The organism is Actinokineospora baliensis (assembly GCF_016907695.1).
Lineage (GTDB): Bacteria > Actinomycetota > Actinomycetes > Mycobacteriales > Pseudonocardiaceae > Actinokineospora > Actinokineospora baliensis.
This window is the reverse complement of the sequence record NZ_JAFBCK010000001.1, coordinates 711,154-732,865: the sequence shown is the minus strand read 5'-3', so window position 1 is coordinate 732,865 and position 21,712 is coordinate 711,154. Positions and strand designations below refer to the sequence as shown.

Annotated in this window: 16 protein-coding genes; 11 read left to right on the top strand and 5 right to left on the bottom strand. The window is 68.9% G+C overall.

Annotated elements, in window-relative coordinates; genetic code table 11:
- The first annotated feature begins 1 nt into the window (after nt 1).
- The 11 genes from JOD54_RS03080 to JOD54_RS03030 all read left to right on the top strand — a co-directional run bounded on the left by JOD54_RS03080 (nt 2) and on the right by JOD54_RS03030 (nt 17,371).
- Nucleotides 2-802, top strand: a complete 801-nt coding sequence (locus tag JOD54_RS03080) for an MlaE family ABC transporter permease (RefSeq protein WP_204449081.1) — start codon at nt 2-4, stop codon at nt 800-802.
- On the top strand, nt 799-2,127 hold the full coding sequence (locus JOD54_RS03075; RefSeq protein ID WP_204449080.1) for an MCE family protein: 1,329 nt from the start codon (nt 799-801) through the stop codon (nt 2,125-2,127). The genes JOD54_RS03080 and JOD54_RS03075 overlap by 4 nt, the downstream gene beginning before the upstream one ends.
- Nucleotides 2,124-3,158 (top strand): MCE family protein, encoded by a 1,035-nt coding sequence (locus JOD54_RS03070; RefSeq protein WP_204449079.1) that lies wholly within the window; start codon nt 2,124-2,126, stop codon nt 3,156-3,158. Before JOD54_RS03075 ends, JOD54_RS03070 begins: the two co-directional genes overlap by 4 nt.
- On the top strand, nt 3,155-4,150 hold the full coding sequence (locus JOD54_RS03065; protein ID WP_204449078.1) for an MCE family protein: 996 nt from the start codon (nt 3,155-3,157) through the stop codon (nt 4,148-4,150). The genes JOD54_RS03070 and JOD54_RS03065 overlap by 4 nt, the downstream gene beginning before the upstream one ends.
- Nucleotides 4,147-5,340, top strand: coding sequence for an MCE family protein (locus JOD54_RS03060; protein WP_204449077.1), 1,194 nt, complete (start codon nt 4,147-4,149; stop codon nt 5,338-5,340). Before JOD54_RS03065 ends, JOD54_RS03060 begins: the two co-directional genes overlap by 4 nt.
- Nucleotides 5,340-6,506: an MCE family protein gene (locus JOD54_RS03055; protein WP_204449076.1), complete on the top strand. Its 1,167-nt coding sequence runs from the start codon at nt 5,340-5,342 to the stop codon at nt 6,504-6,506. Before JOD54_RS03060 ends, JOD54_RS03055 begins: the two co-directional genes overlap by 1 nt.
- The gene (locus JOD54_RS03050) at nt 6,506-7,771 is read left to right on the top strand and encodes an MCE family protein (RefSeq protein WP_204449075.1); all 1,266 of its coding nucleotides are present in this window, start codon (nt 6,506-6,508) and stop codon (nt 7,769-7,771) included. Before JOD54_RS03055 ends, JOD54_RS03050 begins: the two co-directional genes overlap by 1 nt.
- A 44-nt stretch (nt 7,772-7,815) precedes the next feature.
- Nucleotides 7,816-8,367: an Rv1363c family protein gene (locus JOD54_RS03045; protein WP_204449074.1), complete on the top strand. Its 552-nt coding sequence runs from the start codon at nt 7,816-7,818 to the stop codon at nt 8,365-8,367.
- A 10-nt stretch (nt 8,368-8,377) separates the two neighbouring features.
- A complete protein-coding gene (locus JOD54_RS03040) occupies nt 8,378-9,547 on the top strand; it encodes a hypothetical protein (RefSeq protein ID WP_204449073.1) in 1,170 nt (389 codons plus the stop codon).
- 334 nt (nt 9,548-9,881) lie between these two features.
- Complete coding sequence (rpoB, locus tag JOD54_RS03035) at nt 9,882-13,385, top strand: DNA-directed RNA polymerase subunit beta (protein WP_204449072.1); 3,504 nt, start codon at nt 9,882-9,884, stop codon at nt 13,383-13,385.
- A gap of 89 nt (nt 13,386-13,474) precedes the next feature.
- The gene (locus JOD54_RS03030) at nt 13,475-17,371 is read left to right on the top strand and encodes a DNA-directed RNA polymerase subunit beta' (RefSeq protein ID WP_204449071.1); all 3,897 of its coding nucleotides are present in this window, start codon (nt 13,475-13,477) and stop codon (nt 17,369-17,371) included.
- A gap of 72 nt (nt 17,372-17,443) precedes the next feature.
- Here the strand turns inward: JOD54_RS03030 and JOD54_RS03025 are convergent, their stop codons facing one another.
- From JOD54_RS03025 to JOD54_RS03005, 5 genes are all read right to left on the bottom strand, one after another.
- Nucleotides 17,444-18,307, bottom strand: a complete 864-nt coding sequence (locus tag JOD54_RS03025) for a DUF4082 domain-containing protein (RefSeq protein ID WP_204449070.1) — start codon at nt 18,305-18,307, stop codon at nt 17,444-17,446.
- Nucleotides 18,308-18,319: 12 nt separating this feature from the next.
- Nucleotides 18,320-19,177 (bottom strand): DUF4082 domain-containing protein, encoded by an 858-nt coding sequence (locus tag JOD54_RS03020; RefSeq protein ID WP_204449069.1) that lies wholly within the window; start codon nt 19,175-19,177, stop codon nt 18,320-18,322.
- 42 nt (nt 19,178-19,219) lie between these two features.
- Nucleotides 19,220-20,077, bottom strand: a complete 858-nt coding sequence (locus tag JOD54_RS03015) for a DUF4082 domain-containing protein (RefSeq protein WP_204449068.1) — start codon at nt 20,075-20,077, stop codon at nt 19,220-19,222.
- Between the two features lie 166 nt (nt 20,078-20,243).
- On the bottom strand, nt 20,244-21,146 hold the full coding sequence (locus JOD54_RS35430) for a DUF4082 domain-containing protein (RefSeq protein WP_204449067.1): 903 nt from the start codon (nt 21,144-21,146) through the stop codon (nt 20,244-20,246).
- Between the two features lie 256 nt (nt 21,147-21,402).
- Entirely contained in the window at nt 21,403-21,603 is a 201-nt protein-coding gene (locus JOD54_RS03005; RefSeq protein WP_204449066.1) for a hypothetical protein, read from the bottom strand.
- Nucleotides 21,604-21,712: the final 109 nt, after the last annotated feature.

Sequence of the window (21,712 nt, the reverse complement as noted above, 5' to 3'; positions counted from 1 at the left end):
CGTGGTCCTCAAAGCCCTCGACAACCTCGGCGACCAGCTGTCGTTCTACGTGCGCGCGATCGCCTGGATCCCGCGCGCCCTGCGCCGCTACACCCGCGAGACCCTGCGCCTGCTGGCCGAGGTCAGCTTCGGCAGCGGCGCGCTTGCGGTCATCGGCGGCACCGTCGGCGTGATGGTCGGGTTGACCGTCTTCACCGGTGTCGTGGTCGGCCTGCAGGGGTACGCGGCGCTGGACCAGATCGGGACGGCCGCGTTCTCCGGGTTCGCCTCGGCCTACATCAACACCCGCGAGATCGCCCCGCTCGTGGCGGGCCTGGCCCTGTCCGCGACCGTCGGGTCCGGCTTCACCGCCCAGCTCGGTGCCATGCGCATCTCGGAGGAGATCGACGCGCTCGAGGTGATGGCCGTGCCGAGCCTGCCGTTCCTGGTGACCACCCGGATCATCGCGGGCTTCATCGCCGTCATCCCGCTCTACATCATCGGCCTGCTGACCTCGTACCTCGCGTCCAGGACGATCACCGTGCACTTCTACGGCCAGTCCGCGGGTACCTACGACCACTACTTCGACCTGTTCCTGCCGCCGGAGGACGTGTTCTGGTCCTTCGGCAAGGTGCTGATCTTCGCGGTGATCATCATCCTGTCGCACTGCTACTACGGCTACACCGCCAGCGGGGGCCCGGCCGGCGTGGGCATCGCGGTCGGCAGGGCCGTGCGGACCACCATCGTCACCGTCGCGCTGGTCAACTTCTTCATCGGCTTCGCGATCTGGGGCACCACGACGACGGTGAGGATCGCGGGATGAGCGCGACGATCCGGCGCAGGCTCAACGGGCTGCTGTTCATCGTGGTGGTCGCGGCCCTGGTCGGCCTGAGCATCGCCATGTACACCAAGGCGTTCACCCCGATCGCGGCCGTCACGCTGACCACGGACAAGGTCGGCAACCAGTTGGCTGTGCACTCCGACGTCAAGGTGCGCGGTCTGATCGTCGGCGAGGTCCGCGCGATCACCCCGACCGCGGGCGGCGCCGAGCTGGACCTGGCGCTTGACCCGGAGAAGATCGGCCTGATCCCCGGCAACGTCTCCGCCCGGTTCCTGCCCAAGACCCTCTTCGGCGAGCGTTACGTCGCGCTGCAGATCCCCGAGGACGCCTCACCGCGCCCGCTGGCCGCGGGGGACCGGATCAAGCAGGACACCTCGGTGCGCGCGGTCGAGCTGGAGGAGGCCTTCGAGAGCCTGCTGCCGGTCCTGCAAGCCGTCCAGCCGCAGAAGCTCTCCAGCACCCTGACCGCGATCGCCACCGCTCTCGAAGGACGTGGCGAGGACCTCGGCAAGACCCTCGCCGACCTGGGCGAACTCGTCGGGGAGCTCAACCCGCACCTGCCGAAGCTGCAGCAGGACCTGCGCACCCTGGCCACCGTCGCCGACACCTACAGCGACGCCACGCCCGACCTGGTCGCCGCGCTGACCGACCTGACGGCCACCTCCAAGACCATCGCCGACCAGCGGGCCAACCTCGACGCCCTCTACGCGACCACCACCACCGCCGCCCGCGACCTGGACGCGTTCCTGCGGGTCAACAAGAACAACCTGATCCAGCTCGCCGACACGTCCCGGCCGACGCTGGAGACCCTGGCCCGCTACTCCCCGGAGTACCCGTGCCTGCTGCGGCTGATGGCCGAGGCGGTGCCGGAGCTGGACAAGGCGTTCGGCAAGGGCACCAACAAGCCCGGCCTGCACGCGACCATCGAGATCACGGTCAACCGCGGTCCCTACCGGGCGGGCAAGGACGAGCCGCGCTACGAGGAGGATCGCGGGCCGCGTTGCTACGACTTCACCCAGTTCCCGTCGCCGTTCCCGCAGTCCCCGCCGGACGGGCCGCTGCGCGACGGCGCGACCAACCCGCCGCCAGCCCGGTCCGTCCAGGACGGGCTCCTGCCGCCGAGCAACACCACACCCAACGCGGCGACCGACGGGGCTGATCTCGGGATCGCGAACTCCCCGCAGGAGGCGGCGTTCCTGGCCCAGATCATCGCTCCCGAGCTGGGCACGACGCCCGAGCAGGTCCCCGGCTGGTCGACCATGCTGCTCGGCCCGGCCTATCGGGGCGCGGAGGTGAGGTTCCAATGAGGGGTCTCGCGGCGCCACTGGTGAAGCTGGCCGTGTTCACGGTCGTCACCATCGCGGCAACGGCGGTCCTGGCGATCAGCATCGCCAACGTCAACCTCAGCTCCACCACCGGCTACCAGGCCCGGTTCACCGACGCGACGCTGCTGCTGCCCGGTGACGACGTGCGGATCGCGGGGGTGCGGGTCGGGCAGGTCGACGAGGTCGAGGTGGTCGACAGGACCCAGGCGCTGGTCCGGTTCTCCGTCGCGGCCGACCGCAAGCTGCCCGCCTCGGTCACCGCGCAGATCAAGTTCCGCAACCTGGTCGGGCAGCGCTACGTCGCGCTCGGGCAGGGCACCAGCGACAACCCGAACGCGGTGCTCAACCCCGGCGACACGATCCCGGTGCAGCGCACCAAGCCCGCGCTGGACCTGACGCAGCTGTTCAACGGGTTCAAGCCGCTGTTCCAGGCGCTGTCGCCGGACGAGGTCAACAAGCTGTCCTACGAGATCATCCAGGTGCTGCAGGGCGAGGGCGGCACGGTCGAGACCCTGCTGTCGCACACGGCGTCGCTGACCAGCACGTTGGCGGAGAAGGACCAGGTCATCGGCGAGGTGATCACCAACCTCAACAGCGTGCTGACCACGGTCAACGCCCACGGCGACCAGCTGTCCACGGTGATCACCCAGGTGCAGCAGCTGGTCAGCGGCCTCGCCGAGGACCGGGAGCCGATCGGGCAGGCCATCGACGCCCTCGGCGGCCTGACCACCACGACCGCGGGCCTGCTCGACGAGGCGCGCGCGCCGCTCAAGCAGGACATCGCCAACCTCGGCGGCCTGGTGCGCACCCTCAACGACAACGAGCAGACCGTCGAGCACTTCATCCAGTTCCTGCCGACCAAGACCGCCGCGCTGACCCGCACCGTCAGCTACGGCTCCTGGTTCAACTTCTACCTCTGCGAGGCCTCCGGCGAGGTGAGCGTGCCCGGCTTGATCAGCACGCCGCTGTCCATCCCCGTGCTGCCCGCGAGCCAGGCGAGGTGTCTGCAGTGAGCCGGTCGTTCCGCTCCCGCAACCCGATCCCGATCGGGCTGGTCAGCCTGCTCACCATCGCCCTGGTCCTGCTGGCGGCCATCTACTCCGACGACCTGCCGATCATCGGCGGCGGCACCACCTACAGCGCCGAGTTCAGCGAGGCCGCGGGCCTGCAGCCCGACGACGAGGTGCGGATCGCGGGGATCAAGGTCGGCGCTGTGTCCGATGTGGACCTCGACGGGGACCGCGTGGTGGTCCGGTTCAAGGTGCGCGACGCCTGGGTCGGTGACCGCACCAGGGCCGAGATCAAGATCAAGACGCTGCTGGGCCAGAAGTTCCTGTCCCTGCAGCCGGACGGCACCGAGGTGCTCGACCCCGGCACCCGCATCCCGCGCTCGCGCACCACCGCCCCCTACGACGTGCTCGAAGCCTTCCGCGGCCTGGCGGACACGGCCAACGAGATCGATACCACCCAGCTGGCCCGCAGCTTCGAGGTCATCGCCGACACCTTCGCCGACACCCCCGGCGAAGTCCGCGGCGCCCTCACCGGCCTGCAGTCCCTGTCGCGCACCATCTCCTCGCGCGACGAGCAGTTGGCCTCCCTGCTGGCCAATACCCGCGAAATCTCCACCACCCTGGCCGACCGCGACGCCCAAGTGGCCAAACTCCTCAACGACGGCAGCCTGCTGCTCAACGAGCTCAACAACCGCAAGAACGCCATCTCCGCGCTGCTGACCGGCACCAAGAACCTGGCAACCGAACTCCAGGGCCTGGTCACCGACAACAACGCCCAGCTCGGCCCGGTCCTGCAGAGCCTCGACCAGCTGACCACGATGCTGCAGCGCAACCAGGACTCCCTGGCCGAGGGCATCAAGAAGTTCGCCCCCTTCGTCCGCCAGTTCAACAACGCGATCGGCAGCGGCCGCTGGTTCGACAACTACATCTGCGGCCTGCTGCCGCCGTCGATCGGGCAGGTCAACCAGCCGGGGTGTTTGGGGGAGGCCAAGTGAGCACCTTCACCAGCAAGGCGCGGCGGGACGCGACGAGGGTTGTCGTGGTGGTCGGGGTGTTCGCCCTGGTTGTGGCGGGGGTGTTGTGGTGGTTGCTGCGGGAGCCGAACGAGAAGCGGTACACGGCTGTGTTCGCGGGGGTCGTGGGGCTCTACGAGGACAACGACGTCCGGGTGCTCGGGGTCAGGGTCGGGACCGTCGACAGGATCACCCCGAAGGGGGACCGGGTCGAGGTCGAGATGCTGGTGGACCGGACCGTCGAGGTGCCAGCCGACGCGAAGGCGGTCATCGTGGCGCCGTCGTTGGTGTCGGACCGGTACGTGCAGCTGACCCCGGCCTACACCGGCGGCGGCACGCTGGCGACCGGCGCCGTGATCCCCCAGGAGCGCACCGCGACCCCGCTGGAGGTCGACGACCTCTACGCCAGCCTCGCCAGGGTCAGCGAGACCCTCGGGCCGAACGGGGTCAACAAGGACGGCGCGCTGTCGGACCTGCTGACCACCCTCGCCCGCAACCTCGACGGCAACGGGCAGGCGGTCAACGACACCGTCACCCAACTCGGGCAGCTCAGCAGCACCCTGTCCGGCAACTCCGAGGACCTGTTCGCCACCATCACCCAGCTGCAGAAGTTCACCAGCACCCTGGCCGCCAACGACAAGAACGTCCAGAGCTTCACCACCGAGCTCGCCGAGGCGTCGAAGTTCCTGGCCGGTGAGCGCGGCAACCTCGCCGCCGCCGTCGACCAGCTCGGGATCGCGCTGGGCAGCGTGCAGCGGTTCATCAACGACAACCGGGGCAGCATCAAGTCCAATGTGGACAAGCTGGCTTCGGTCACCCAGGTGCTGGTCGACCAGCGCGCCGCGCTCGCCGAGACCCTCGACATCGCGCCGCTGGCGCTGAGCAACGTGATCAACACCTACAACGCGTCCTCGGGCACCCTCGACGCGCGGGCCAACCTCAACGAGCTGACCCAGCCGCCGATCGTGACCGTGTGCAAGCTGGTCCGCCAGGGCACCGCGCAGCCGCTGCCGACGACGCTGGCCGACCTGTGCGACCAGCTCGCCCCCGTCGTGCAGGGTGCTGTGCCGCTGCCGTCCCCGGCGCAGGTCATCGAGGGCATGCGCAGCGGGAAGCTGCCGACCCTCCCGCTCCCGATCGCGGGCGACGCCTACTCCCTGGGAGGCCGGTGATGAAGCGCCTCGCCGTCATCCTCGCCGCCACAACGGCCTTGTCTGGCTGCGGTTTCACCGGGATCTACGACCTGCCGCTGCCCGGCGGCGCCGACCTCGGGGACCACCCGTACAAGGTGAGGGTCCAGTTCCACGACGTCCTCGACCTCGTGCCGCAGTCCGGGGTGAAGGTCAACGAGGTCACCGTCGGCCGGGTGGACGAGATCGCGCTGGCCGCCGACGGCTGGACCGCCGAGGTGACCGTCCTGGTCAACGGCGAGGTCGACCTCCCGGCCAACGCCTTGGCCAAGCTGCGCCAGTCCAGCCTGCTCGGCGAGAAGTACGTCGAGCTGAGCGCGCCCGCGGCAGGCACGGGCAAGCTCACCGACGGCGCGCTCATCCCCGTCGACCGCACCAACCGCAACACCGAGGTCGAAGAGGTCCTGGGCGCGCTGTCGTTGCTGCTCAACGGCGGTGGGGTCGAGCAGTTGCAGACCATCACCAAAGAGCTGAACGCGGCCACCTCCGGCAACGAGACCGCGATCCGCGCCCTGCTGGACAACGTCAACACCATGGTGAAGACCCTCGACGCGGGCAAGTCCGACATCACCCGCGCCCTCGACGGCGTCAACCGGCTCGCCAGCACCCTCAACGCGCAGAAGGACCAGCTCGTCGGGGCCATCGACGACATCGGTCCCGGTCTGCAGGTCCTGTCCGACCAGCGCCGCCAGCTGGTGACGATGCTGCAGAGCCTCGACACCCTCTCCGGCGTCGCCGTCGACACGGTCAACAAGAGCCAGGCCGACCTCGTCGCCGACCTCAAAGCGCTGGCACCGACCCTGCAGAAGCTCGGCGAGGCGGGCTCGGACCTGCCCAAGTCGCTGGAGCTGATGCTCACCTTCCCGTTCACCGACCAGGCGGTGAAGGGCGTGCAGGGCGACTACTTCAACCTCTACGCCAAGATCGACCTGAACCTGCAGAGCGTGATCGACAACCTCAGCCGCAGCCGCCAGAACCCGCTGCAGGACATCCCGATCATCGGCCCGGCGACCAGCGGCACGAGCGGTGTCCCCGCCAACGCGCCCGCGCCGCTCCCGCTGCCCACCCTGCCCGTCCCCACCCCCGGGGCGCAGAACCAGCCCGGTCTCGGCGGTCTGTTCGACTTCCTGCTGGGAGGCGGTTCCTGATGCTCACCAAGAAGGTCCGCCTGCAGCTCGTCGCGTTCTTCCTGATCGCGGTGGTCTCCGTGGTCTACGCCGCGTTCCGGTTCACCGACGTCGGCAGGATCTTCGGCGCCAACGGCTACCGGGTCACGCTGCAGCTCACCGACTCCGGCGGCATCTTCACCAACGCCGAGGTCACCTACCGCGGCGTCAACGTCGGCCGGGTCGGCGAGATCCGGCTGACCCGCGCGGGCATGGACGTCGACCTCGACATCGAGCCCTCCGCCCCCGAGATCCCCGCCGACCTCGACGCGGTGGTCGCCAACCGCTCGGCCGTCGGCGAGCAGTTCGTCGACCTGCGGCCGCGCGCCGAGAGCGGCCCGCACCTGGTCGAGGGCACGGTCATCCCGGCCGACCGCACCAAGACCCCGGTCAGCACCGACACCGTCATCCGCGACCTCGACACCCTCGCCGACTCGGTCCCGACCGACGCCCTGCGCACGGTGGTCGACGAGCTCGACAAGGCCTTCGCGGGCACCGGCGATGACCTGCGGCTGCTCATCGACACCACCGGCGAGTTCACCCGGGCCGCGAAGGCGAGCCTGCCGCAGACGATCAAGCTCATCGACGACGGCGCGATCGTGCTGGGCACCCAGGCCGCGCAGTCGGGCAACATCAAGTCCTTCGCTGCGGACCTGCGCGACCTGTCCGCCCAGCTGCGCACGTCCGACCCGGCCATCCGGCAGTTGATCGCCGCGACCCCGGGCGCCGCGGACGCGGTCACCGGTCTGCTGCGCGAATCCGGTCAGGGCATCGGCTACCTCACCGCGAACCTGCTGACCACGTCGAACATCCTGGTCACCCGGGTCGACGGCCTCGAACTCGCGCTGGTCGCCTACCCCGTGGTCGCGGTCGGCCCGAAGACCGTGGTGCCCGGCGACGGCACCGCCCACCTCGGCCTCGCGCTCAACCTGTTCGACCCGCCCGCCTGCACCCGCGGCTACGAGGGCACCACGCGCCGCGCGGGCAACGACACCGCCCCGGTCCAGGAGAACGCCCAGGCGTACTGCGCGGAACCGGTCGGCAGCCCGATCAACGTGCGCGGGTCGCAGAACGCGCCCTTCGGCGGCAAGCCCGTCCAACCGACCCCGCAGGACCTGGCCGCCAACCAGAACCGCCCGGCACAGCAACTGGCCGACATGGCCCAGAACAGCATCCCCGGCACGCTCACCCAGCCAGGCACCGGCGGGCTGGCCAGCCTCGCCGGGCTGCTCGGCCTGGGGGGCTAACCTACCTCCGGGTAGTGAACCGCCCGGGGTGGAGAAGGAGTGCGATGACCACCGACACCGAGCCGGACCAGCGGGCGCGCTGGCGGGTCACCAACAGCGTGGTGCTCGCGCTCCTGCTGGTGACCGTGGTGGCGTTCGGCTCCGCCGCCTGGTTCGGCGTCGCCTGGCTGCGCGCGGGCACCGACGACGACCTCGACCTGGCGGGCACCCGCGACGAGGTGTCCCGGGTGGCCAGCGCCGCACTGGTCACCGTCAGCACCCTGGACTACCGCAAGGTCGACGAGGACCTCACCCGCTGGATCAACGCCTCGACCGGCGCGCTGCGCGAGGAGTTCGAGACCAGGCGCACCTCGAGCAAGGCGGCGCTGGAGCAGGCCAAGACGGTCACCACCGCGACCGTGCTCAAGATCGCGGTGACCGACCTGCGCGAGCGCGAGGGCAAGGCCGAGGTGATCGCCGCGGTCCGGGTGGACGTCACCCCGGAGGGCAAGCAGGCCACCCCCAAGTACCTGCGCCTACAGGCCGCCGTCGAGCGAGTAGGCGCCGACTGGAAACTCAGCGGCGTCACCCCCGTGCCCTTCACCCCGGCAGGCTGAGAGGACACCCGTGCCCACCCCACCCCGCCGCCGCACCCCAGCCGCCGCCCCCACCCGCCGCCCCCGCGTCGCAGGCCTGCGCAAACCCACCACCCCCGAGCCCGCCGCGGCGACCGAGCCGGAGCAGACCCCGGAGCCCGAGGCCACCGTCGGCCAGCCGGTGGACACCGCCACCCCCGCCGACCCGACCCCGGCCAGCGGCGACAGCCCCGGTGACCAGCCCGCAGGCAGGCGCCGGGGGACCGGCGCACCCGTGCCGCCCGAGGCCGAAGCCGTCCCCGGCCAGCCGGTGGACGCCGCCGCTGCCGCGCGGGCCGTGCCCGCTCCGGCCGAGCCGACTCCGGCAGGCGGCGACAGCCCTGCTGACCGGCCCTCCAGCAGGCGCGGCGAGAGCGTGCTGCCCGAGGCAGCCCTCGGCCAGCCGGTGGATGCCGCCGCTCCCGCGCGCGCCGTGCCCGCTCCGGCCGAGCCTGCCCCCGATGGCGACGACAACAACGACGACAGCCGCCGTGAGCAGGTTGTCACCGACGGTGTCATCGGTGCTGAGCCTGCGGCCCGTCCCACCGGTAAGCGCCGCGAGACCGGTACCCCCCTGCCCGCCGCCGCCCCCGAGCCCGCGCCCGGGGTGAAGCGCTCCGGCCTCGGCACCGTCTTCGTGCTGCTCGGCCTGCTCACCGTCCTGTTCGCCGCGGCCGCGCTCTACTTCAAGGGGCAGTACGACTCGACGACCTCCGGTGTCGACAGCACCAACGAGGCCCTGGTCAACGCGGCCCTGACCAGCGAGGTGACCGGCAGGCTCACCGTCGCGGTGGAGCGGACGCTGTCCTACAGCTACACCGACCTCGACGCCAACGCGCAGGCGGTGAAGGAGACGCTCGCGGGGACGGCCACCTGCGAGTACGACAAGCTCTTCGGGCAGGTCCGCAAGCTCGCCCCGGAGCAGAAGCTCGTGCTGACCACCAAGGTCCGCAAGATCGGGGTCACCAGGCTGGCCGGGGACCGGGCCGACCTCCTGGTGTTCGTCGACCAGTCCACCACCCGCGCCGACCAGGGCCAGACGACCGCCAGCGGGGCTGTCTTCGGGGTGCGCGCGGAGAAGCTCGACGGGGCGTGGAAGATCACGGATTTCGACATGCTCGACCAGGCGCTGCCCGGCGGTCAGCAGAGCACCGGGTGCTAGCGCGCGAACGGGCTAGCACCTGCGTTTGCGCTGGTCAAGCGTTGATCGGTGAGCGGATTCGGACTGCTGCAAAAGTGGTCTGGTTCGCGTGGCATCTTGACTCGGCGACCACTCGGGGTCAGTCTGTTACCCAGCACGTACTGAGCGGGAGGACCGATTGAGCGGCGGGCCTCGACAGTCGCCTCTATAGTGGCTAGACTGCCCCTTTGCGCTGCCCACTTTCCGCACGCCCTTTGCCAAGAGCTAGGATGTTGGGCACCACGGCACCCTTGACAGGCGCTCTAACTGTTGCTAGCGCGACTGTCAACCGCTCATAGTCCTGGAAGGACGCATCTTGGCAGTCTCCCGCGCGACCAAGGCCACTGCTGCGACCAACTCCACCCCCTCGAACTCGGGCATCCCGAACGCCCCGCGCCGGGTCTCCTTCGCGAAGATCCGCGAGCCACTCGGTACCCCCAACCTGCTGGACCTGCAGATCCAGTCGTTCGAGTGGTTCACCGGCGCCGAGGCGTGGTTCCAGCGCCGCGTCGACGCCGGTGACGAGAACCCCGTCGGCGGCCTTGAGGAAGTCCTCAACGAGATCTCCCCGATCGAGGACTTCTCCGGCTCCATGTCCCTGTCCTTCTCCGACCCGCGCTTCGACGAGGTCAAGGCCTCCGTGGAGGAGTGCAAGGACAAGGACATGACGTACGCGGCCCCGCTGTTCGTCACCGCTGAGTTCACCAACAACACCACCGGCGAGATCAAGAGCCAGACGGTGTTCATGGGCGACTTCCCGGTGATGACCAACAAGGGCACGTTCATCATCAACGGCACCGAGCGTGTCGTGGTCTCGCAGCTGGTCAGGTCGCCTGGTGTCTACTTCGACACCAACATCGACAAGACGACCGACAAGGACGTCTTCAGCGTCAAGGTCATCCCGAGCCGGGGCGCGTGGCTGGAGTTCGACGTCGACAAGCGCGACACCGTCGGCGTGCGCATCGACCGCAAGCGCCGCCAGCCGGTCACCGTGCTGCTCAAGGCGCTGGGCTGGACCACCGAGGCGATCCGCGAGCGGTTCTCCTTCTCCGAGACGCTGCTGGCGACGCTGGAGAAGGACCACACCGCCGGGACCGACGAGGCGCTGCTCGACATCTACCGCAAGCTGCGCCCGGGTGAGCCGCCGACGAAGGAGTCCGCGCAGACCCTGCTGGAGAACCTGTTCTTCAAGGACAAGCGCTACGACCTGGCCAAGGTCGGCCGGTACAAGGTCAACAAGAAGCTGGGGCTGCGGTCGCCGACCCAGGTCGGGGTGCTGACCGAGGACGACATCGTCACCACGATCGAGTACCTGGTCCGCCTGCACGCTGGCGACACCACCATGACCGTCGGCAAGGGCGAGAGCGCGATCGAGGTGCCGGTCGAGGTCGACGACATCGACCACTTCGGCAACCGCCGCCTGCGCACCGTGGGTGAGCTGATCCAGAACCAGATCCGGGTCGGCCTCTCCCGCATGGAGCGCGTGGTCCGCGAGCGGATGACCACCCAGGACGTCGAGGCGATCACCCCGCAGACCCTGATCAACATCCGCCCCGTGGTGGCGGCGATCAAGGAGTTCTTCGGCACCTCGCAGCTGTCGCAGTTCATGGACCAGACCAACCCGGTCGCGGGCCTGACCCACAAGCGCCGCCTGTCGGCGCTGGGCCCGGGTGGTCTGTCGCGGGAGCGCGCGGGCATGGAGGTCCGCGACGTGCACCACAGCCACTACGGCCGGATGTGCCCGATCGAGACCCCGGAAGGCCCGAACATCGGCCTGATCGGCTCGCTGTCGAGCTACGCGCGGGTCAACCCGTTCGGCTTCATCGAGACCCCGTACCGCAAGGTCGTCGAGGGCCAGGTCACCGACCAGATCGACTACCTGACCGCGGACGAGGAGGAGCGCCACGTCATCGCGCAGGCCAACGCGCCGCTCGACGACCTGGGCCACTTCGCCGAGGAGCGCGTGCTCGTCCGCAAGAAGGGCGGCGAGGTCGAGTTCATCGAGCCGTTCGACGTGGACTACATGGACGTCTCGCCGCGCCAGATGGTCTCGGTCGCGACCGCGATGATCCCGTTCCTCGAGCACGACGCGGCCAACCGCGCGCTGATGGGCGCCAACATGCAGCGCCAGGCGGTGCCGCTGCTGCGCAGCGAGTCGCCGCTGGTGGGCACCGGCATGGAGCTGCGCGCCGCGGTCGACGGCGGCGACCTGGTCACCGCCTCGAAGGCCGGTGTCGTCGAGGAGCTCTCCGCCGACTTCATCACGATCATGGCCGACGACGGCACCCGGCAGACCTACGGGATGCACAAGTTCCGCCGGTCCAACCAGGGCACCTGCATCAACCAGAAGCCGATCATCGCCGAGGGCGACCGGATCGAGGCGGGGCAGGTCATCGCCGACGGTCCGTGTACCGAAGACGGCGAGATGGCGCTGGGCAAGAACCTGCTCGTGGCGATCATGCCGTGGGAGGGCCACAACTACGAGGACGCGATCATCCTGTCGCAGCGCCTCGTGCAGGACGACGTGCTCACCTCGATCCACATCGACGAGCACGAGATCGACGCCCGCGACACCAAGCTCGGTGCCGAGGAGATCACCCGGGACATCCCGAACGTCTCCGAGGAGGTCCTCGCCGACCTCGACGAGCGCGGCATCATCCGCATCGGTGCCGAGGTCGGCGCCGGTGACATCCTGGTCGGCAAGGTCACCCCGAAGGGCGAGACCGAGCTGACCCCGGAGGAGCGGCTGCTGCGCGCGATCTTCGGCGAGAAGGCCCGCGAGGTGCGCGACACCTCGCTGAAGGTGCCGCACGGCGAGACCGGCAAGGTCATCGGCATCCGGGTGTTCTCCCGCGAGGACGAGGACGAGCTGCCCCCCGGCGTCAACGAGCTGGTCCGGGTCTACGTGGCCCAGAAGCGCAAGATCCAGGACGGTGACAAGCTCGCGGGCCGCCACGGCAACAAGGGCGTCATCGGCAAGATCCTCCCGGTCGAGGACATGCCGTTCCTCGCCGACGGCACCCCGGTCGACGTCGTGCTCAACACCCACGGTGTGCCGCGTCGTATGAACATCGGGCAGATCCTGGAATCGCACCTGGGCTGGATCGCGAAACAGGGCTGGCAGATCGAGGGCAACCCCGAGTGGGCCTCGAAGCTGCCCGAGGACCTCTACGACGTCGAGCCCGACACCAACACCGCGACCCCGGTGTTCGACGGCGTCAAGGAGAACGAGCTCTCCGGTCTGCTCGCCTCCACCAGGCCCAACCGCGACGGTGAGCGGATGGTCAAGGAGGACGGCAAGGCGCAGCTGTTCGACGGCCGCAGCGGTGAGCCGTACCCGTACCCGGTCTCGGTCGGCTACATGTACATCCTCAAGCTGCTGCACCTGGTCGACGACAAGATCCACGCCCGCTCGACCGGTCCGTACTCGATGATCACCCAGCAGCCGCTCGGCGGTAAGGCCCAGTTCGGTGGCCAGCGCTTCGGTGAGATGGAGTGCTGGGCGATGCAGGCCTACGGCGCGGCCTACACGCTGCAGGAACTGCTGACCATCAAGTCCGACGACGTGCTCGGCCGGGTGAAGGTCTACGAGGCCATCGTCAAGGGCGAGAACATCCCCGAGCCGGGCATCCCCGAGTCGTTCAAGGTGCTCCTCAAGGAGCTCCAGTCGCTGTGCCTGAACGTGGAGGTCCTCTCCAGCGACGGTGCCGCGATCGAGATGCGCGACGGCGACGACGAGGACCTGGAGCGCGCCGCCGCGAACCTGGGCATCAACCTCTCGCGCAACGAGTCGGCCTCGGTCGACGACATCGTGAACTAGGACTTCGCCGCCCGCGCGCGGTTTCGACCGCGCGCGGGCCCCATCCCCCATCACCACAGCTCTAAGCATTAGGGGAGAAGGAACTCCACGTGTTGGACGTTAATTTCTTTGATGAGCTCCGCATCGGCTTGGCCACCGCCGATGACATCCGCCAGTGGTCGTTCGGCGAGGTCAAGAAGCCCGAAACCATCAACTACCGGACGCTGAAGCCGGAAAAGGATGGTCTGTTCTGCGAGAAGATCTTCGGTCCCACCCGGGACTGGGAGTGCTACTGCGGCAAGTACAAGCGCGTGCGCTTCAAGGGCATCATCTGCGAGCGCTGCGGCGTCGAGGTCACCCGCGCCAAGGTGCGCCGCGAGCGGATGGGCCACATCGAGCTGGCCGCGCCGGTCACCCACATCTGGTACTTCAAGGGCGTCCCGTCCCGGTTGGGCTACCTGCTCGACCTGGCCCCCAAGGACCTCGAGAAGATCATCTACTTCGCCGCGTACGTGATCACCTCGGTGAACGCCGAGCTGCGGCACAACGACCTGCCGACGCTCGAGTCCGAGATGGGCGTCGAGCGCAAGCAGGTCGAGAACAAGCGCGACGCCGACATCGAGGGCCGCGCGCAGAAGCTCGAGGCCGACCTGGCCCAGCTCGAGGCCGAGGGCGCCAAGAGCGACATCCGGCGCAAGGTCAAGGAGGGCGGCGAGCGGGAGATGCGCCAGCTCCGCGACCGCGCCCAGCGCGAGCTCGACCGCCTCGACGAGATCTGGACCACCTTCACCAAGCTCGACTCCAAGCAGCTCATCGCCGACGAGCTGCTCTACCGCGAGCTCGTGGACCGCTACGGCGACTACTTCACCGGCTCGATGGGCGCCGAGGCCATCCAGACCCTGGCCCGCGACTTCGACGTCGACGCCGAGGCCGACATCCTGCGCGAGACCATCCGCAGCGGCAAGGGCCAGAAGAAGCTGCGCGCGCTCAAGCGGCTCAAGGTCGTCGCCGCGTTCCAGGCGACCCGCAACTCGCCGATGGGCATGGTCCTGGACTGCGTCCCGGTCATCCCGCCGGACCTGCGGCCGATGGTGCAGCTCGACGGTGGCCGCTTCGCCACCTCCGACCTCAACGACCTCTACCGCCGCGTCATCAACCGCAACAACCGGTTGAAGCGGCTGATCGACCTCGGCGCGCCCGAGATCATCGTCAACAACGAGAAGCGGATGCTGCAGGAGGCCGTCGACGCGCTGTTCGACAACGGCCGCCGCGGTCGTCCGGTCACCGGCCCTGGCAACCGGCCGCTGAAGTCGCTGTCGGACCTCCTCAAGGGCAAGCAGGGCCGGTTCCGCCAGAACCTGCTCGGCAAGCGCGTCGACTACTCCGGCCGTTCGGTCATCGTCGTCGGCCCGCAGCTCAAGCTGCACCAGTGCGGTCTGCCCAAGGCGATGGCGCTGGAGCTGTTCAAGCCGTTCGTGATGAAGCGGCTGGTCGACCTCAACCACGCGCAGAACATCAAGTCCGCCAAGCGCATGGTCGAGCGGGCCCGCCCGGCCGTGTGGGACGTGCTCGAAGAGGTCATCACCGAGCACCCGGTGATGCTCAACCGCGCACCCACCCTGCACCGCCTCGGCATCCAGGCCTTCGAGCCGCAGCTGGTCGAGGGCAAGGCCATCCAGCTGCACCCGCTGGTCTGCGAGGCCTTCAACGCCGACTTCGACGGTGACCAGATGGCGGTGCACCTGCCGCTGTCGGCCGAGGCGCAGGCCGAGGCCCGGATCCTGATGCTGTCGTCGAACAACATCCTGTCCCCGGCGTCGGGTCGCCCGCTGGCGATGCCGCGTCTGGACATGGTCACCGGCATCTACCACCTGACCCGCCCCAAGGAGGGCGGTCTCGGTGAGGGCCTGGCGTTCTCCTCGCCCGCCGAGGCGATCATGGCGTTCGACCGCAAGATCATCGGTCTGCAGTCGGCTGTCAAGATCCGCATCCACGACCGGTACCCGGGCCCCGGCATGCAGCCGGAGGACTGGACCCCCGGTCAGCCGTGGCTGGCCGAGACCACCCTGGGCCGGGTGCTGTTCAACGAGCTGCTCCCGGCGGACTACCCGTTCATGAACGAGCCGATGCCCAAGAAGCGGCAGGCCGCGATCGTCAACGACCTCGCCGAGCGGTACCCGATGGTCACCGTGGCGCGGACGCTGGACAAGCTCAAGGACGCGGGCTTCTACTGGGCCACCCGCTCGGGTGTCACCATCGCCATCTCCGACGTCGTCGTGCCGCCCGCCAAGCAGGGCATCCTCGACGAGTACGAGAAGAAGGCCGACACCGTCGAGAAGCGCTACCAGCGCGGTCAGCTCTCCTCCTCGGAGCGCAACAACGAGCTGGTCAAGGTGTGGTCGAACGCGACGGAGGACGTCGCGCGCGCCATGGAGGAGAACTTCCCCGACGACAACCCGATCCCCACGATCGTGAAGTCGGGCGCGGCGGGCAACATGACCCAGATCCGCCAGCTGGCGGGCATGAACGGTCTGGTGACCAACCCGCGCGGCGAGTTCATCCCGCGTCCGATCAAGGCCAACTTCCGCGAAGGCCTGTCGGTGCTGGAGTACTTCATCGCGACCCACGGTGCCCGCAAGGGTCTGGCCGACACCGCGCTGCGCACCGCCGACTCGGGTTACCTGACCCGGCGCCTGGTGGACGTGTCGCAGGACGTCATCGTCCGCGAGGTCGACTGCGGCACCTCCCGCGGCATCCTGATGAAGCTCGGCGAGCACGCGGGCGACAAGGTCGTGCGCGCCCAGTACGTCGAGACCGGCGTGTACGCGCGCTGCGTCGCGGGCGAGGTCAAGGACTCCTCGGGCGAGGTGCTGCTCAACCGCGCCGACGACCTGGGCGACCCGGCCATCGAGCGCCTGCTGTCCTCGGGCGTCACCGAGGTCAAGGTGCGCTCCGTGCTCACCTGCGAGGCCCAGGTCGGTGTCTGCGCCACCTGCTACGGCCGGTCCATGGCGACCGGTCAGCTGGTCGACATCGGTGAGGCGGTCGGCATCGTCGCCGCGCAGTCCATCGGTGAGCCCGGCACGCAGCTGACCATGCGCACCTTCCAGCAGGGCGGCGTCGTCAACGACGACATCACGACCGGTCTGCCCCGTGTCCAGGAGCTGTTCGAGGCCCGCGTCCCCAAGGGCAAGGCCCCGATCGCCGACGTCGACGGCCGCGTCCGGATCGAGGACGGCGACCGCTTCTGGAAGATCACCCTCACGCCGGACGACGGCAGCGAGGAGATCATCTTCGAGAAGCTGTCCAAGCGCCAGCGGCTCGCGGCGACCCCCGACGGCCCGCTGTCGGACGGCGACCACGTGTCGGTCGGCCAGCAGCTGCTCGAGGGCACCCGCGACCCGCACGAGGTGCTGCGCGTGATGGGTCCCCGCGAGGCTCAGCTGCACCTGGTCGACGAGGTGCAGAAGGTCTACCGGGCCCAGGGTGTGTCGATCCACGACAAGCACATCGAGGTCATCGTCCGGCAGATGCTGCGCCGCGTGACCATCCTCGACAGCGGTGCCGCGGAGTTCCTGCCCGGCGCCCTGATCGAGCGGGCCGAGTTCGAGTCGGAGAACCGCCGCGTGGTGGCCTCCGGCGGCGAGCCCGCCTCCGGTCGCCCGGTGCTGATGGGTATCACCAAGGCATCGCTGGCCACCGACTCGTGGCTCTCGGCGGCGTCCTTCCAGGAGACCACCCGAGTCCTGACGGACGCGGCCATCAACGGCCGCTCCGACAAGCTCGTGGGCCTCAAGGAGAACGTCATCATCGGTAAGCTGATCCCGGCCGGTACCGGCATCAACAAGTACCGCAACATCCAGGTCCAGCCCACCGAAGAGGCCCGAGTGGCCGCCTACGCCATCCCCTCCTACGACGACGGCTACTACACCCCCGACGTCTTCGGAACCGGCACCGGCGCAGCGGTCCCGCTCGACGACTACGACTTCGGTCGCGACTACCGCTAGCAGCTCTGAACAGAACGCCCCCGGCCTCCGCGGCTGGGGGCGTTCTGCTGTGTCGGGCCGGCCGGGCGGCGGTCAGCGGGCTGGGAGGAAGACGGGGGAGATCCAGTAGTAGCTGGACTTGTAGGTCTTCGTGGGGAAGCCGCCGGTTTCGGGTTCGGGGCCCTCGTCGGCGTAGTAGTAGACGCCTGCTTCGGGGGGTGCGGTGAAGGGGGGTTGGATTATCGCGCCGCGGTGGTGGTTCTCGGTCACGGCGTATTGGCCCCAGGGCGTGAAGAAGGACGCTATGTAGGTGGCGCCTGGAGTGATCCACACGGGCGCGGGGAAGGTGTAGGTGAAGTTGTCCGACTTTGCCTCAGCGAGGAGTTGACCGTCCGCGGTCCATAGGCGGGCGTGGGGGGTTCCAGGGCCTATGGCGTAGTGCGTGACCTTTATGCCCGTGATCGCGCCAGGGCGGTCAACTTGGAAGCGGAGGCCTAGTTCTACGGGTCGCGGGTCGGAGTCAGTGCGTAAGAACGCTGTGCTGGGGCCAAGGTTTGGTTGCTTGAACTCGCAGGGGGAGCAAGAGACGAAGCCAACCGGCCGGTCGCCTACGGTGAAGTGGCGGGTAAGAGGACGAAAAGTGGTTGTGTCATCTCGGACTCGCGTTAGGACAGTGAGAATCCCGGGTGCCGTGGGGGTGTAGACGATCGCCCATTCCTGGGTGCCGGGGGCGACTTGCCAGGTTTTGCCGCCGTCGAAGGACAGGTCCACGGCGGTGATGTTGTCCCAGAGTGTTCGGTTGACGTGGCCCGCGAAGGTGATCGGCACGTTGGGCGCTATCACGCCGGTGTCGGAGGGCGTGGTGATGATTGCTCCGGGTATGGCGTGCGCTATTCCCGGCGAGATGGTGGGCAACAGCAGGAGAGCAGACAGGATCGAGATGAGTCTGCGGAGCAAGGCTGCCTCCGGTCAGGGGGTGAACACGGGCATGACCCAGTAGTAGCTGCCCTCGTAGGTGTTCGAGGGGAAGCCGTCCGGGTCTTCGTCCAGGTACCGGTAGACGCCCGCGTCGGGCAGGGCCGTGAAGGGGGCCTGGACCGTGGCCGCGGTGAAGTGGCCCTCGGTCACGGCGTAGTGGCCCCACGGCGTGTAGTACGACGCGATGTAGGTCTTGCCGGGCTCGACCGGGACGGGCTCGTCGAAGACGAAGTCGATGCCCGACGACTTCGGTGCTTCGGCCAGGAGTTCACCGTCGGCGCTCCACAGGCGGCCGATCTGGGTGCCTTCGCCGGTGGCGTAGTTGAAGCCCATGACCGCCGTGATGTGACCGGGCCGGTCGACCTGGAAGCGGGTGCCCACCTCGACCTGCCGCGCATCGGGATCGGCATCGAGGTACGTCGTGTCGCCGCGGTTGGGCTGCCAGAACTCGCAGCGGGTGCAGTTCAAAGCGGGCAGGGGTCCACTGCCCGCCCACATGTGCTTCTCGCGGTAAGTGCTCTCCACCTGCTCACCCGCCCACGCGCGGGAGGTGACCACCAGAGGCCCCGTGGTGGTCAACGTCTTCACCAGGCTCCACGTGTCGGTGCCATCCGCGAGCTCCCACGTGTCCCCGTCGTCGAACGACACCTCCACCGCGGTGATGGGGTGCGGGCTCGTGCCCGTGTACCCGGCCACGCCCGCGAACACCACAGGCACGTCAAGAGGCACGACGTTGCCCTCGAGCGGCGACTGCACGAAGGAGTCCGGGTGCCCCAGGGCGGCATCCGCGCTCGCTGCGACCGGCACGAGCAAGACGATGAATATGACCGCGGCCAGCTTGCGCAGCAAGACCCCTCCGGGGGCTAAGAGACTTCGAGCGAGCTGCTCGGGTCAGGTGACGAAGATCGGCGATACGGAGTAGTCGGTCCCGTTGTAGGTCGACCTGGGGAATTGCCCCGGCGCGCCATAGAGGCCAGGTGCGGAGAACGGGAACGGCTCGTAGTAGTCGTAGTGCGCGGTGATGGCGCCGTTGGTGATCCGTTTGGTGAAGTATCCGGGCGCGGCGGTGTAGGTGCCGTCAACGGAGGTGTAGCTCACCACGTACGCAGCGAAGGGTTCCAGCGCTATAGGCGTCGCGAAGGTGAAGAAGCGGTTCTCGGCGTAGCTGTAGTCGCTGGTCCTGGCGAGCAGCGCGCCCTGGGCGGTCCACAGGCTCGCCGTCATCCCCTTGGTCTGCAACTGCCAGGTCGGGATGTGGACATGGGTCACCCGCCCCGGCCGGTCGACGAAGAAGCGGAAACCGAACTCCAGCGGGGTCCGCTCGTAGTAGGCCCGGTTGTCGCCTGTGCCGTTGAAGACACAAGGGCACGTGCCCGGCTGCTGCTCGTCGCCGACCCGCAGGTGCAGCACCTCCGCGACGGTGGTCTGCCGGTCGTCCAGGACAACCCGCGCGTAGACCGTCAGCGGCCCGACCCGCGACGGCCCCGGGGTGAAGGTGTACTCCCAGTCGTTCTGGCCCGCGCCCGCGATGACGATGAAGTGGTTCTGGTCGTGCAGTCCGATTTCGGTGTACTTGACCCCGACCCCGGCCACACCCCGCGAGTGCCCGCGCACCGTCACCGGCTGGTCCTGCGGGACGAGGACGTTGTCCGACGGCAGGTCCACCCACACCTGCGGTGCCGCCGCGGCGGCCGCGACGCCGGGGACGAGCAACAACATGGCCAGCACGAGCACGACCAGACGCCGCATTGGTGTCCTCCCTCGCCGGAACCGTTGCGCGCCAACGTAACGGAGCGGGTGGACAGCCGGACGCGGCCAGTCGGGTGACTCGCGCCGCTCGGGTGTCGACCACTGCGCCGTGCGGTGGTCGACACCCCGAGTGGGCGATGTGGATCAGTCCTGGCGCCCGAGCGGGCTACCAGCTGAAGACGGGCACCACCGAGTAGGCGCTGTGGGCGTAGGTCTGGGTGGGCACGCCGAAGGGCGATTCGTCCGGGTACCGGTAGACGCCTGCGTCCTCTTCGAGCAAGAACGGGGCCTGGACGATCGCGGCGGTGAAGTAGTTCTCGGTGCTCGCGTAGTTGCCCCACGGGGTGTGGACGGAGGCCACATAGGTAACCCCGGGCTGCACAGGGATCCATGTCGCGAAGTCGAAGTCATGGGCCACTGTGGTGCTGTTCTCCAACGCTTCGCCCAATAGGTCGCCGCTCGCGGTCCATAGGCGGGCGATGCGGGTGCCTTCGCCGTACGCGTAGTTGTTGGTCGACCTGATGCTGCTGATGTGCCCAGGGCGGTCGACCTGGAACCGCACGCCGAGTTCCACCGCGCGCGGGTCCGGGTCGACCGGGTTCTCGACCACGTCACCGCGCGGCGGGGTGGGCAACGGGCAGGCGCTGCAGGGGAGGGTGGGCAGCGGGCCGGAACCGACCCAGTAGTCGACCTGGTGCAGAGGCGTGTTCTGCGCCCGCGACTGGATCCACGCGCGCACGGTCACGGTCGCCGCGCCGGGGGTGGTGAAGGTGTGCTCGACGCTCCACTTGGTCGACGACAGCCCGGCCCGGACGGCGGTGCTGTCCCAGTGCGCCCCGCCGTCGAATGACACCTCGACGGCGCTGATGGGCTGTTCGTAGCCGGGGCTCCAGGGGGTGTGGTCGGCGACGCCGGTGATGAGCACCGGTCTGCCCAGGGGCAGCACGCTCGTCGACCGGGGTAACTGGGTCCAGGAGGTGATCTCGTCCACCGCGGCGGCCGCGGTGGTGGGCGTGGCGAGCGGGGCGAGCAGAGCGGCGGAAACCAGCGCGACGAGCCTGCGGAGCACGGGGGCCTCCAAGCGTGGACAACCGGAAGTGGTTGCGCGCCAAGGTATCCGAGCTCGTCAGCGGCCAGGTTCGGCCAGCCGGGTGACTCGTTCCGGGTGGCCGCGCGACGCTGCGCCGGGTGGTGGTCGACACCCCGAGTGGGCGAGGTGGCCCCGGTCGGGGGACCATGCGGGGTGGGGTGGCCGTTGGCGCGGCCGTCCACAGTGGACGCGGCCCCCGGGTGCTGAGACCATCCGGGGACCGCGTCCCGCCCGGCTACCTGCCCGCGAGGGCCTCGGTGGCGACCGAGACCAGGCGGCGCAGGCCCTCGGTCCGGTAGACCATCTCGACCCCGTCGCGGCCGTCGCCGAGCACGATGACGATCGAGTCGTCGCCGTTGTCGTAGCTGCGGATCGCGCAGTCGGCCGAGACCTCCAGGCCGGTGCTGACCCGGACCTCGGTACTGGTCGCGTACATCGACAGTTCCTCCTCATCGCGTGGTGGTGTGCTGCCGGGTCAGGGTATAGCTATCAATCCAGCTCGCTCTATAACACTATCGAGTGATATCGCTGAGGGTGATCGGTGC